Annotated in this window: 13 protein-coding genes; 6 read left to right on the top strand and 7 right to left on the bottom strand. The window is 64.4% G+C overall.

The genetic code is table 11. The annotated features are described in order from the left end of the window. Window positions 1–27 precede the first annotated feature (27 nt). The 7 genes from ACNPM4_RS01830 to dnaA all read right to left on the bottom strand — a co-directional run bounded on the left by ACNPM4_RS01830 (window position 28) and on the right by dnaA (window position 10045). The gene (locus tag ACNPM4_RS01830) at window positions 28–432 is read right to left on the bottom strand and encodes a DUF3566 domain-containing protein (RefSeq protein WP_029264201.1); all 405 of its coding nucleotides are present in this window, start codon (window positions 430–432) and stop codon (window positions 28–30) included. Next, the gene (gene gyrA, locus ACNPM4_RS01825) at window positions 429–2984 is read right to left on the bottom strand and encodes a DNA gyrase subunit A (protein ID WP_029264202.1); all 2556 of its coding nucleotides are present in this window, start codon (window positions 2982–2984) and stop codon (window positions 429–431) included. The genes ACNPM4_RS01830 and gyrA overlap by 4 nt, the downstream gene beginning before the upstream one ends. A 44-nt stretch (window positions 2985–3028) precedes the next feature. Beyond that, window positions 3029–5119, bottom strand: a complete 2091-nt coding sequence (gyrB, locus tag ACNPM4_RS01820; RefSeq protein WP_308737271.1) for a DNA topoisomerase (ATP-hydrolyzing) subunit B — start codon at window positions 5117–5119, stop codon at window positions 3029–3031. 118 nt (window positions 5120–5237) lie between these two features. Continuing rightward, a complete protein-coding gene (locus ACNPM4_RS01815; protein WP_400857255.1) occupies window positions 5238–5741 on the bottom strand; it encodes a DciA family protein in 504 nt (167 codons plus the stop codon). Continuing rightward, window positions 5734–6927, bottom strand: coding sequence for a DNA replication/repair protein RecF (recF, locus tag ACNPM4_RS01810; RefSeq protein ID WP_448984495.1), 1194 nt, complete (start codon window positions 6925–6927; stop codon window positions 5734–5736). Before recF ends, ACNPM4_RS01815 begins: the two co-directional genes overlap by 8 nt. Window positions 6928–7139: 212 nt before the next feature. Next, window positions 7140–8282 carry a DNA polymerase III subunit beta gene (gene dnaN / locus ACNPM4_RS01805; RefSeq protein WP_029264206.1) on the bottom strand — a complete coding sequence of 381 codons (1143 nt, stop codon included), beginning with the start codon at window positions 8280–8282 and terminating at the stop codon, window positions 7140–7142. Window positions 8283–8776: 494 nt separating this feature from the next. Next, the gene (dnaA, locus tag ACNPM4_RS01800) at window positions 8777–10045 is read right to left on the bottom strand and encodes a chromosomal replication initiator protein DnaA (RefSeq protein ID WP_372469430.1); all 1269 of its coding nucleotides are present in this window, start codon (window positions 10043–10045) and stop codon (window positions 8777–8779) included. A gap of 438 nt (window positions 10046–10483) precedes the next feature. Between dnaA and rpmH the strand changes: the two genes are divergently transcribed. The 6 genes from rpmH to rsmG are packed head-to-tail and all read left to right on the top strand — an operon-like array spanning window position 10484 to window position 13547. Beyond that, window positions 10484–10621 (top strand): 50S ribosomal protein L34, encoded by a 138-nt coding sequence (rpmH, locus tag ACNPM4_RS01795; RefSeq protein WP_013584598.1) that lies wholly within the window; start codon window positions 10484–10486, stop codon window positions 10619–10621. A gap of 6 nt (window positions 10622–10627) precedes the next feature. Then, a complete protein-coding gene (gene rnpA, locus ACNPM4_RS01790; RefSeq protein WP_081860056.1) occupies window positions 10628–10981 on the top strand; it encodes a ribonuclease P protein component in 354 nt (117 codons plus the stop codon). Continuing rightward, entirely contained in the window at window positions 10978–11328 is a 351-nt protein-coding gene (gene yidD, locus ACNPM4_RS01785; protein ID WP_448984494.1) for a membrane protein insertion efficiency factor YidD, read from the top strand. The genes rnpA and yidD overlap by 4 nt, the downstream gene beginning before the upstream one ends. A 3-nt stretch (window positions 11329–11331) precedes the next feature. Next, entirely contained in the window at window positions 11332–12402 is a 1071-nt protein-coding gene (yidC, locus tag ACNPM4_RS01780; protein ID WP_029264210.1) for a membrane protein insertase YidC, read from the top strand. After that, window positions 12399–12890 (top strand): Jag family protein, encoded by a 492-nt coding sequence (locus tag ACNPM4_RS01775; protein WP_029264211.1) that lies wholly within the window; start codon window positions 12399–12401, stop codon window positions 12888–12890. The genes yidC and ACNPM4_RS01775 overlap by 4 nt, the downstream gene beginning before the upstream one ends. Window positions 12891–12926: 36 nt before the next feature. Beyond that, window positions 12927–13547, top strand: coding sequence for a 16S rRNA (guanine(527)-N(7))-methyltransferase RsmG (gene rsmG, locus ACNPM4_RS01770; protein ID WP_029264212.1), 621 nt, complete (start codon window positions 12927–12929; stop codon window positions 13545–13547). Window positions 13548–13578: the final 31 nt, after the last annotated feature.

Genomic DNA, 13578 nt, shown 5'->3' with positions numbered 1-13578 from the left:
CCGCCCTGCGGGAATCCGGTTCGAGGATCAGTTCGACATGAACCCGACGAGCAGTCCGCCCGTCACCTTCACCGCGAGGTTGTAGATCCCGGCGACGACGGCGCCGAGCACCGTGAAGACGATCAGGTTCAGGATCGCCACGACCGCGGCGAAAGCCATGACCTGCGGCAGACCGACGACCTCCGACAGCACGAACTCGTTGCCGGTGATGCCGAGCAGGAATCCCTCAGCGGTCTTCATGATCCCGGTCGCCTGGAGCACCAGGAAGATCAGGAAGAACGCCACCATCGTGACCACGGCGAGAGCGACCGCTCCGAGGAACGAGAGCTTCACGGCCGACCAGAAGTCGACGTAGACCAGACGCAGGCGGACCTGCTTGCCACTGGTCTTGCGTGTCGACTTCTTCGCCAGCTTGTCGGCCACTGTACTCATGCGTCTGTATCCTCGGGGGTCTCTGTCGTCTCAGGTGCCTGGGTCTCGGCATCCTCCGCATCGGCCTCGTCTTCGGCGAGGCCACGCTCGCCATTACGGGCGATGGCGAGGATGCGGTCGGCCTCCGTCGTCCGGGCGAACACCACTCCCATGGTGTCTCGACCCTTGGCGGGGACCTCGGCCACGGCAGAGCGTACCACCTTGCCGCTGGAGAGAACCACCAAGACCTCGTCGTCCTCGGCGACGATCAGACCACCCGCGAGAGTGCCCCGATCGTCGTTCAGCTTGGCGACCTTGATGCCTGTTCCACCGCGTCCCTGGACCCGGTATTCCTCGACCGCGGTGCGCTTCGCGTAGCCGCCGTCCGTGACGATGAACACGAACTTCCCGGGGGCGGCGACCGACGCCGACAGCAGGCAGTCCTCGTCGATCTTGAACTTCATACCCCGCACACCGGCCGTCGCCCGACCCATCGGACGCAGCGCCTCATCGGTCGCCTCGAAGCGCACCGACATGCCGCGACGGCTGATGAGGAGGATGTCGTCCTCGGCGTTCACGAGGAGCGCGCTGACGAGCTCGTCCTCGTCGTTCAGACGGATCGCGATGACGCCGCCTTGACGGTTGGTGTCATACGCCTCGAGGCGGGTCTTCTTGACCAGACCCTCGCGCGTGGCCAGCACCAGGTAGTCGGCGACCTCGTAGTCGCGGATGTCGAGCACCTGAGCGATGCTCTCGTCGGGCTGCAGCGCCAGCAGGTTCGCGACGTGCATGCCCTTGGCATCGCGTCCGGCCTCCGGCACCTCATACGTCTTCGCGCGGTAGACGCGACCCTTGTCGGTGAAGAAGAGCAGCCAGTGGTGCGTCGTCGTCACGAAGAAGTGCTCGACGATGTCGTTCGCACGAAGCTGCGCGCCCTTGACCCCCTTGCCGCCACGGTGCTGGGAGCGGTAGTTGTCGCTGCGCGTGCGCTTGATGTAGCCCTCGCGCGTGACGGTGACGACCATCTCCTCCTCGGCGATGAGGTCTTCCATCGAGACATCGCCGTCGAAGCCGTGCAGGATGTGCGTGCGGCGCTCGTCACCGAAGCGGTCGACGATGCCGGTCAGCTCTTCACGGATGATCGTGCGCTGACGGCCCTCGTCGGCGAGGATCGACTTGTAGTCGGTGATCTGTGCTTCGAGCTCGTTCGCCTGGTCGATGATCTTCTGACGCTCGAGTGCAGCCAGACGGCGCAGCTGCATCTGCAGGATCGCGTCGGCCTGGATCTCGTCGATGTCGAGGAGCTCCTGGAGTCCCTCATTCGCATCGGCCGTGGTCTGCGACCGACGGATGAGCGCGATGACCTCGTCGAGCGCGTCGAGCGCCTTCAGGTATCCGCGCAGGATGTGCATGCGCTTCTCGGCCTCGCGCAGACGGAACTCCGTGCGCCGGACGATCACCTCGATCTGGTGCGTGATCCAGTGCGTGATGAAACCGTCGATCGCGAGCGTGCGCGGCACGCCGTCGACGATCGCGAGCATGTTCGCGCCGAAGTTCTCCTGCAGCTGCGTGTGCTTGTACAGGTTGTTCAGCACGACCTTCGCGACCGCGTCGCGCTTGAGCACGACGACCAGGCGCTGACCCGTACGGTCGGAGGACTCGTCACGGATGTCGGCGATGCCGGTGATCTTGCCGTCGCGGGCGAGGTCGCCGATCTTCACCGCGACGTTGTCGGGGTTGACCTGGTAGGGCAGCTCGGTGATGACGAGGCAGGTGCGCCCCTGGATCTCTTCGACGTTGACGACGGCGCGCATCGTGATGGAGCCGCGGCCCGTGCGGTACGCCTCGTGGACGCCCTTGGTGCCGAGGATCTGCGCGCCGGTCGGGAAGTCCGGACCGGGGATGCGCTGGATCAGGCCGTCGAGCAGCTCCTCGCGGGAGATGCCGGGGTTGTCGAGTGCCCACAGCGCCGCGGCCGATACCTCGCGCAGGTTGTGCGGCGGGATGTTCGTGGCCATGCCGACCGCGATACCGACCGAGCCGTTGACGAGCAGGTTCGGGAAGCGGGCCGGCAGGACCGTCGGCTCCTGAGTCTGACCGTCGTAGTTGTCGGTGAAGTCGACCGTGTCCTCTTCGATGTCGCGCACCATCTCGAGCGCGAGCGGGGCCATCTTGGTCTCGGTGTATCGAGGAGCCGCGGCGCCCATGTTGCCGGGAGAGCCGAAGTTGCCCTGGCCGAGAGCCAGCGGATACCGCAGAGACCACGGCTGCACCAGACGCACGAGGGCGTCGTAGATCGCCGAGTCGCCGTGCGGGTGGTACTGGCCCATGACCTCGCCCACCACACGGGCGCACTTCGAGAACGACTTGTCGGGGCGGAAGCCGCCGTCGTACATGCCGTAGATCACACGGCGGTGAACCGGCTTGAGGCCGTCGCGCACGTCGGGGAGGGCACGCCCGACGATGACCGCCATGGCGTAGTCGAGGTAGCTGCGCTGCATCTCGAACTGGAGGTCGACCTGGTCGATCTTGCCGTGGTCGTGTTCCGGCTCGGTGCGTTCTTCGTCAGTCATCAATCAATCTCTCTGTCACACATCTGGTCTGAGCCCGCGGGGCGTCAGATGTCGAGGAAGCGGACGTCCTTGGCGTTGCGCTGGATGAAGCTGCGTCGGGACTCGACGTCTTCACCCATCAGCACGCTGAAGATCTCGTCGGCGGCGGCGGCATCCTCGATGGTGATCTGCTGCAGGGTGCGCGTGGTGTGATCCATCGTCGTCTCCCACAGCTCCTTCGGGTTCATCTCACCGAGACCCTTGTAGCGCTGGATGCCGGCGTCCTTCGGGATCCGCTTGCCGTTGTCGAGGCCGTGCTTGAGCAGGGCGTCGCGCTCGGCATCGCTGAACACGTACTCGTGTGGGGAGTTCGACCACTTCAGTCGGTACAGCGGCGGCATCGCGAGATACACGAAGCCGGCCTCGATGAGTCCGCGCATGTAGCGGAACAGCAGCGTGAGCAGCAGCGTGGTGATGTGCTGGCCGTCGACGTCGGCATCGGCCATCAACACGATCTTGTGATAGCGCGCCTTCTCGATGTCGAACTCTTCGCCGATGCCCGTGCCGAAGGCCTGGATCATCGCCTGGACTTCCTTGTTGCCCAGGGCCTTGTCGAGACGCGCGCGCTCGACGTTGAGGATCTTGCCGCGGAGCGCCAGGATCGCCTGGGTGTGCGGGTCGCGACCCTGCACGGCGGAACCACCGGCCGAGTCACCCTCGACGAGGAAGATCTCGCTGATCGACGGATCCTTGCTCGTGCAGTCCTTGAGCTTGTCCGGCATGGCCGCCGACTCGAAGACGCTCTTGCGACGTGCGGTCTCGCGGGCCTTGCGGGCGGCGAGGCGAGCGGTCGCCGCGTCGAGAGCCTTGCGGATGATGTTCTTGGCCTGGACCGGGTTGCGTTCGAACCAGTCTCCGAGCTGATCGCCGACGACCTTCTGCACGAAAGCCTTCGCCTCGGTGTTGCCGAGCTTGGTCTTGGTCTGCCCCTCGAACTGCGGCTCGCCCAGCTTGATCGAGATGACCGCCGTGAGTCCCTCGCGCACGTCGTCGCCGGAGAGGTTGTCGTCCTTCTCCTTGAGGATGTTGTTCGCACGGGCGTACTTGTTCACCAGGGTCGTGAGCGCCGCGCGGAAGCCTTCCTCGTGCGTTCCGCCCTCGTGGGTGTTGATCGTGTTGGCGTAGGTGAAGACGTTCTCGGTGTAGGAGGTGGTCCACTGCATGGCGACCTCGAGGGAGATCTTTCGCTGCGTGTCCTCCGACTCGAACGCGATGATCTCGTCGTTCACGACCTCGGCATGGCGCACCTTGTTGAGGTACTCGACGTAGTCGACGAGTCCGCGCTCGTAGAAGAAGACATCGCCGGGCTGCTTCGTGATCGTCGCGCCCTCTTCCTCCACCTCATAGGCCGAGGACTCGCGCTCGTCGCGCAGATCGATGCGCAATCCCTTGTTGAGGAACGCCATCTGCTGGAACCGCGTGCGCAGCGTGTCGTAGTCGAAGTCGATCGATTCGGTGAAGATCGACGCGTCCGGCCAGAACGTGATGCTGGTACCGGTCTCGTCGGTCGCCTCGCCCTTCTCGAGCTTCTGCTGCGGGATGCCGCCGTCGGCGAAGGAGTGGCGCCAGACGAAGCCCTTCTGCTTGACCTCGACGTCGAAGCGGGTCGACAGCGCGTTCACGACCGAGGATCCGACACCGTGCAGACCACCGGAGACGGCGTAGGCGCCGCCGCCGAACTTTCCACCGGCGTGCAGGATCGTCAACACGACCTCGACCGTCGACTTGTTCGGGTCGGAGGAGTGCGGGTCGACCGGGATGCCACGACCGTTGTCGACCACGCGCACGCCACCGTCGGCGAGCATCGTCACCGAGATCGTGTCGGCGTATCCGGCGAGTGCTTCATCGACCGAGTTGTCGACGATCTCGTAGACCAGGTGGTGCAGACCGCGCGGACCCGTGGACCCGATGTACATACCGGGGCGCTTGCGCACCGCCTCGAGGCCTTCGAGGATCTGGATCGAGTCGGCTCCGTACTCGCCGGGCTGCTTGATCTTGGGAGAGATCGTGTTGCTCGTGGTCTCGGAGCCGTCGATGGGGTCGGAGGTTCCCCCGGTGTTCGATTCCGTCTCGTCAGCAGGGGATTCAGGCGTCATCAGAGGGCATTCTCCACATCGATATCACGAACTCCCATTCTAGCGGGGTTTCGTCGGGAAATGCCGCTCAACGGCCGTGTGTGGCCCTCTGAGCGTTGTGGACCCCATTCGTGGTGTCCTACCCGTAGGTGTCGCGCGGGCCCCGCCCTGGAACGACTCTGGGACCCCATTTCCAGGAGGGGACGTCCGGTCCGATGAAGCGGAGGTTCTCGACACCCGCATCGGGATAGCGACGGCCGATCTCGGTGAGGATGGTCGCCCGCATGAACTGGAGGTTCTTCGCCCAGGCCGTCGAGTCGCACTTCACGGTGAGCAATCCGCGCTCGAGAGAGACCGGTTCGGAGTGCTTCGCGGTATCGGCGCCCGCCAGATCGGCCCACTGCCGGACCAGGTCCTCACGGGCGAGCGTGATCTGCCAGCCGGAGTCCCGACTCAGCTTGTCGAGCACCGCGCCGAGTGCACCCGGGTCCCGGCCCGGGGTGAAGGGTGCGTTGTCATCGTCGGTGGCGATGCGGCGCTTGCGCTTCCAGCTCTTCGAGCTCGGCTGCAGACCACGCAGCCGGAGATAGGTGGCGACCGTCTCCGGCACCTCGACCGGCGGAGTCGACGCGGCGTCAGTCATCCGCAGCCTCCCGCTCGTCGCTGATCGTCCCGGCACTGATCCGCACGACGTGGGCATGCAGCACCTCGGGGATATCCTCCTCCACCGCCGCCGTGACCACCACCTGCTCGTAGCCCGCCGTCAGGGTCGCGAGTCGCTGTCGTCGGTCGGCATCGAGTTCGGCGAAGACGTCGTCGAGGATCAGCACCGGATCTCCGGCGGGGGACTCGCTGCGCAACAACTCGGCGGACGCCAGTCGGAGCGCGAGCGCGACCGACCAGGATTCGCCGTGTGAGGCGTAGCCCTTCACCGGGAGATCACGTACGCGCAGGACCAGGTCGTCACGATGCGGACCTGTGAGTGTGAGACCGCGATCGAGCTCGCTCGACCGCTTGGCTGCCAACGAGGCACGGAAGAGTTCCGCGATGTGCTGCGGATCACTGAGCTTGCCGCTGGCAGGGGATTCCTCCGCGCCCGACGCTCCGTCCTCTCCCTCTTCGGGATCCCCACCGCCGACCGACAGCGCCCACTCCAACTGCGGACGATGATCGGCGCCGGCGATGGCCTCATACGCGTCGGCCACCGGCTGCTGAAGATCCGCAGCCAACCGCTGGCGCACCGTGATGATCTCGGAACCGAGTGCGACGAGCTTGTCATCCCAGACATCGAGCGTGCTCAGACCCTCACCGCGGATGCCGCGCGCTCGCGCCGACTTGAGCAGGGCGTTGCGCTGCTTGAGCACGCGGTCGTAGTCCGCGAGCACGGCCGAGATGCGAGGGATGCGCTGGATGAGGAGCTGATCCATGAATCGGCGACGCGCAGACGGATCGCCGCGCACGATCTGCAGGTCTTCCGGGGCGAAGAGCACGACATGCGCGTAGCGCGGAAGCTCGTTCGGCTTCGACGGCGAGCCGTTGATGCGGGCCTTGTTCGAGCCCTGCCGGTTCACCTGCACCTCGGCGAGGACCCGACGTTCGCCATGCGAAAGCCGCGCACGGATGACCGCGAACTCCTGGCCGTCGCGCACCATCGGCGCATCCGACGACACCCGGTGCGAACCGAGGGTCGCGAGGAAGACCACCGCCTCGGCGAGATTCGTCTTGCCCTGCCCATTGCGACCCACCAGTACGTTCGGGCCGCGGTGGAGGGCGAGTTCGGCGGTCGCGTAATTACGGAAATCGACCAGACTCAGGTGCTCCACAATCACGGAGTCAGCCTATCTTCGGGGTCTGACACTTGTTCTTCTCTGGTGTTCGCGCGTGGGTCGTGGGTGAGGACGCACCCTTCGCTCGCAGAGCGGGTTCCCTCCCACTTCGTGGGTCCCTCCCGATGCTCGCTCCGGGAGCATCCTCACCCGCGACGGTTCGTAGATCGGCTGACGGCTGATCCGGGAACGTTTCGGGTAGGAGAGAGAAGAGATCAGCGCAGGAGGAGGTTCGGCTGAAGAAGGTACTTGAACGAATCGAGACCGGCCTGATCGACCGAAGTCTGGCTCGTGATGAGCACCGGGCTGAGCTTGTTGGCGTTGTCGCTCGACGTGAAGGTCACGCGGACGAACTCGCTCTTCACCGCACCGAGAGCCTCGATCAGATACTGCGGGTTCAGGCCGAGCGTGACTTCGTCGCCGCCCGAGAGAATCGCGTCGACGGATTCGGAAGCCCTGGCGTGCTCGCTACCCGAAGCATCCATCGTCACACTGTCGTTCGAGAACGTGAAGCGAAGCGGCGCGGCACGGTCGAGCACGAGCGACACACGCCGGACGGCCTCGACGAGATCAGCGGTGTTCACGACCGCGTAGTGGTCGGTCTGCTCGGGGAAGAGGCGGCGGACCGGCGGGAAGTTGCCCTTGATCAGCAGCGATGTGACCGTCTTGTTGCCGGCGGTGAACGCGATGATCTCGCGGTCCCCTGCTCCGGAGAAAGCGATCTGGATGGTGCCGGCGTGGCCGAAGGTCTTTCCGACCTCGAGCAGCGTACGCGCCGGAACCAGTGCGGTCGCCTCGACGGATTCCCCGTCCCACGGAACGTCACGGAGAGAGACCCGGTAACGGTCGGTCGCGACGAGGCTGAGGCTGTGACCCGACACCTCGAGCTGCACGCCGGTCAGCACCGGGGTCACGTCGTCGCGGGAAGCCGCGAATCCGACCTGCGAGATCGCCGTACCGAAGTCATCTGCAGGAACGACACCCGAAGACCCGCTCACCTCGGGGATCGACGGGTATTCCTCGACGGGCATGGCCGCGAGGGTGAACCGGGCGGAGCCGCAGGTGACGGTGATGCCACCGTCTTCTTCGACAGCGATCTCGATCGGAGCGTTCGGAAGCCGGCTGGCGATGTCGGAGAGAAGTCGACCGTGCACGAGGATCGTGCCCGGGGTCTCGACGGTGGCTTCGATCGTCGTCCGTGCGGAGGCCTCGTAGTCGAAAGCCGAAAGTGTGAGTCCGGAACCGTCCGCCTCGATCAGCACACCGGCCAGGATCGGCTGCGGGTTGCGCTGCGGCAGAAGCTTGACGACGAACGAGACAGCCTCGCTGAAGACATCGCGGTTGACCTGAAACCTCACTGGTGCTCCCTTGTCGTCGAACTGTGACGCGTTGTCGTCGGCCCTGCCGGTGCAGGGCTTCCCATGCTAGCCCCCTGTTCGCCCGGATCCCTACGCCGGAGTTCTTGTCGTTCGTTCGACGGTTCTCCCCACCGTCTGGTGATGGGATCGCGCCTTGAAAGACTTAACTCCTTAACGGTGTTAACAGCTGTGGATACTGTGGATAACTCGGTGGATAGCAAGAGCGAGTAAGGAACTACACGCTTGTCAGTTGTGGAATCCCTGAGGAATCCGCGGGCTGGGGCCGACTACGGGTGCGGAGGCTCCCCCATAGTTATCCACAGGTTTGATCGATTGACCCACATTCGTCCCGATCAGACTGACAGTCATCCACAAGTTATCCACATGTGCATAGAGGCATCTATCCGGTGCCGGGAATGCCTGGCAGGACGCGAAAAGGGGGACTCAGCACCCCTTCGGATGCCGAGTCCCCCTCATACCCGCGTGTCGCGGCGTCAGCGACGCCCGAGCTGCGTGGTGATCTCGGTGACCTGGTTGTAGATCGAACGTCGCTCCTTCATGAGCTCGCTGATCTTCTTGTACGCGTACATGACGGTCGTGTGGTCACGGTTGCCGAAGAGCTGACCGATCTTCGGGAGGGACAGGCTGGTGCGCTCCCGACAGAGGTACATGGCGATCTGTCGAGCGGTGGCGATCTGCTGCGATCTGCTGGAACCGTAGAGGTCGTCGACCGTGAGCTTGAAGTACTGCGCCGTGGCCGTAATGATGTCCGTCGGCGAGATGATGTTGTCCTCGGCCGTGTCGATGATGTCGCGGAGCACGGTCTGGGCCAGCGAGATGTCGAGTGCCGATCGATTCAGGCTGGCGAAGGCGGACACCCGGATGAGGGCTCCTTCGAGCTCGCGGATGTTCGACGAGACCACGGTCGCGATGTACTCGAGGACCTCGTCGGGGATGTGCAGCGCCTCGCTCTGCGCCTTCTTCCGAAGGATCGCGATGCGTGTCTCCAGGTCGGGAGCCTGCACGTCGGTGATCAGACCCCATTCGAAGCGGCTCCGCATCCGATCCTCGAACCCGGTGAGATGCTTCGGGGCGACGTCACTGGTGATGACGACCTGCTTGTTGTGATCGTGCAGTGTGTTGAAGGTGTGGAAGAAGGCTTCCTGCGTCTCGGCCCGCCCCTGCAGGAACTGGATGTCGTCGATCAGGAGGATGTCGACATCGCGGTACCTGGCCTGGAAAGCGGCGCCACGGTTGTTCGCGATCGAGTTGATGAAGTCGTTGGTGAACTCCTCACTCGAGACGTAGCGAACCTTGACCCCGGCGTAGAGGGACTGCGCGTAGTCACCGATCGCGTGGAGGAGGTGCGTCTTCCCGAGGCCGGAGTCGCCGTAGATGAACAGCGGGTTGTAGGCCTTCGCGGGGGCTTCGGCTACGGCGACGGCGGCCGCGTGGGCGAAGCGGTTTGACTGGCCGATCACGAAGTTGTCGAAGGTGTACTTCGGATTGAGCCGTGATTCGTGGCGCAACTGTGTCGGCTGCTCCATCGGCGACTCCACACGGACCTGCTCGTGTCGCCCGAAATCGCCCACCGCGATCGGGGCCGCCTGCTGCTCGGCCAGCTCGTGATTGACCACGACCCGATATGAGGTCACTTCCTCGCCGATGTGCGAGAGCGCCTCCATGATCGGCAGCCGCAGGCGCTTGTTGATCTGCGCGGCGGTGAGATCGTTCGGCACCTCGAGATAGAGCGTCGCGGACATGACGCCGGCCGGGACGGCCAGACTCAGAAATCCCTGCAGCTGGGGAGTGACACGATCGTCATCGACCAGAAGCTCCTGCACCGTGGTCCAGATGGGGACGTCGGGCTGGGCAGGTGATGACATGACGCTCCGGACGAGGAATCGAGGCGGGGTCGACGTGCTGTGCCCCTGTGGATAACTTAGGATGCCACGGTAGTCACCGCGGCTGTGAACGGCAACCTGCCCTTGAAAATACGCGCGCGTGTTGTGCTCGCCGGGCGAGCCCCGGTTGTGGATAATGGCTGTGCGGTTCGTGCCGGTGGTCGACCACGGAAGCGCGCAGATTTGCTCTGCGCGCCGGTAAGACGTACCCTAAGTCGGTTGACTTATGCCTTTTTCGGCAGTTCCCCATGTCTCCGGTCGAAGTGAATCCGGTGGCAGCATTCCCGGAGTGATTCCATGAGCAAGCGCACTTTCCAGCCCAACAACCGTCGTCGCGCCAAGAAGCACGGCTTCCGTGCCCGCATGCGTACGCGTGCCGGCCGCGGCATCCTCGCTGCCCGCCGTGCGAAGGGCCGCACCGAGCTCTCTGCGTAGTCCACTGTGCTCGCCCGCCCGTATCGGCTGACCCGCGGGAGCGACTACCGTCTGGTCGTTCGACGCGGATCCCGTTGTGGCGGGGCGCGCGTCATCACCTCGATGTTGACGACGGGCGAGAGCAGGGCCGCGAGGTTCGGATTCATCATCAGCAAGCAGGTAGGCACCGCTGTGGTGCGCAACACCGTGCGTCGGCGACTCAAAGCCGTGTGCGCGGAAGCGCTGCAACGCGTTCCCGAGGGCACGGATGTCGTCATCCGTGCCCTTCCTGCGTCGGCGACGGCATCCTTCGCGGAACTCCGCGCCGACGTCGATCGGTGTCTGAGTCGACTCGCCCCAACGGTCGCGGTGTCGGCATGACCGCTCTCCCGGCCTCGTCCATCGGGACGGCGCGCTTGCAGTCGCAGGATGTGCTTCGCAGCGTTCCCCTGGTGCCGCGCAATCTGGTGCTGGGATTCCTCACCGCCTATCGCAAGGTGATCTCCCCGATGTATGGAGATGTCTGTGCGTACTACCCCAGCTGTTCCGCCTACGCTGTAGGTGCGGTGCAGCAGCACGGCGCGGTGAAGGGGGCGGTGCTCTCGGCATGGCGCATCCTCCGCTGCAATCCCTGGACCAGCGGTGGCGTCGACGACGTCCGTCCGCATGAACACTTCCGCTACGACCTGACTGCACACGGTTTCGTCGTCCCTTCCCGAAAGGACTGATCGGTGGGTCTTGACCTTCTGCTAGCCAGCTCCACTCCCAGCGATGCACCTGCTGCGGGTGGCTTCGATCTGATCGGCACCATCCTCTGGCCGCTGAAGTGGGTCGTCGAACTCATCCTCGTCGCCTGGCACTGGCTGCTGACCACCGTCGGCCTTCCCGCCGCATCCGGTCTCACCTGGGTGTTGTCGATCGTCGGACTCGTCATCGTCGTCCGTGCCGCCCTGATCCCGCTGTTCGTGAAGCAGATCAAGAGCCAGCGAAAGATGATGGAAATTGCTCCTGAACTGCGAAAAGTTCAAGAGAAGTACCGGGGTAAGAAGGATCAGCTCTCTCGCGAGGCCATGAGCCGCGAGACGATGGCCCTGTACAAGAAGCACGGCACGACGCCGATGTCGAGTTGCCTGCCGCTGCTCGTGCAGATGCCGATCTTCTTCTCTCTTTACAGCGTGCTGAGTGACGTCAGCAAGCACGCCAAGGACAGTGTCGGTGGCGTCGGGTTGCTGAGCCCGGAGCTCACCAAGGAGTTCTACGACGCGAAGCTCTTCGGAGTCGCTTCGCTGCACGAGACCCTGGGCAACGCGGTCGACGCGCAGAACACGACCGCGATCGTCATCCTGGTCACGCTCGTCGTCCTCATGATCGCCTCGCAGTTCTTCACGCAGCTGCAGATCATCTCGAAGAACCTGTCGCCCGAGGCCAAGACCGGCCAGGCGTACCAGATGCAGAAGATCATGCTCTACGTCCTTCCGCTGGGCTTCATCTTCTCGGGTGTCTTCTTCCCGCTCGGTGTCGTCGTGTACTGGTTCATCTCGAACCTCTGGACCATGGGACAGCAGTTCCTCGTCATCCGTGAGATGCCGACTCCCGGCTCCGAAGCCGCCAAGGCCCGTGAAGAGCGTCTCGCTCGCAAGGGCAAGGCGATCGACTCCTCTGGCAAGGTCGTCCCGATGGCCGCATACGAGGCGGAGCAGCAGCGTCTGCTCGAAGAGGCCGAGAAGGCCAAGGCGGAAGCACCGAAGCGTCAGCAGCCGGTGGGTAAGAAGCGCGCGAAGAAGAAGGGGAGCGGCTCATGACTGAGACCATGACCGAGAACACCGAGCCCACGGTGGCTCAGCTCGAGAACGAAGGCGACGTCGCGGCGGACTACCTCGAGGAACTTCTCGACATCGCCGACATCGACGGAGACCTGAATCTCGACGTCCGTCAGGGTCGCGCCTACGTCTCGATCGAAGCTGAGGGCGACGGGCTGTCCCTGCTCTCCGCCCCCGATACGGTGCAGGCGCTGCAGGAGCTGACCCGTCTGGCCGTGCAGAGCAAGACTGGCTCGTTCTCGCGCCTCATCCTCGACATCGCCGGCTCGCGCGACACGCGCCGTCGCCAGCTCGAGACGCTCGTCGACGCTGCCGCAGCCAAGCTCGATGAGGGTTCGTCCCAGGCCTCGCTGCCCTCGATGTCCAGCTATGAGCGCAAGCTCGTGCATGACATCGCCGCGGAACGTGGGCTCGTCTCCGAGTCGTACGGCGAAGGCGCTGACCGGCACACGGTTCTCCGCCGTCGTTGATGTTTCACGTGAAACATCGATTCTGTGTGAACCTTCATGAGTGAGCTCGAGCAGGAACCGCCGATCTCCGCCGAGCTGTTCGGAGATCGCATCGAGATCGCGCGGGCGTTCACAGCAGCGCTCGCACGTGAAGGGGAGGAGCGAGGACTCATCGGTCCTCTCGAGCTTCCTCGCCTGTGGACGCGCCACATCCTCAACAGTGTGATCGCCGCGCCTCTCTTTCGCGGTTCTGTTGCCGACATCGGATCGGGTGCGGGCCTTCCCGGGATCGTGCTCGCAATCGCTCGTCCTGATGTGGAGTGGACGCTCGTCGAACCGATGGAGCGTCGGATCACCTGGCTCAATGAACAGGTCTCGGAACTGGGGCTGACGAACACGACCGTGCTGCGTGCGCGGGCTGAAGACGTGCCCCCTGCAAGTTTCGATGTCGTGACGGCGCGCGCGGTGAGCGCGCTGCGGACTCTCGTCCCGATCACGGCACCGCTGGTGCGCGACGGGGGAGAGCTCATCCTTCTCAAGGGTATGAATGCGGCGAACGAGGTCGAGGCTGCTCAGAAGCAGATCAAGAAGTTCCGTCTCTCCGACGTACGGGTGGAAGTACTGGGAGAGGGTGTGCTGCCGGAGACGACCCGCGTGGTCCGAGCTCGAGTGCGCTGAGCTTCTGCCATCAGGTAAGCGGGGTGTTTCA

This window comes from Microbacterium umsixpiens, from assembly GCF_053543675.1.
Note: the sequence above shows the minus strand (reverse complement) of the source record. Positions and strands in the feature narration are given on the sequence as shown.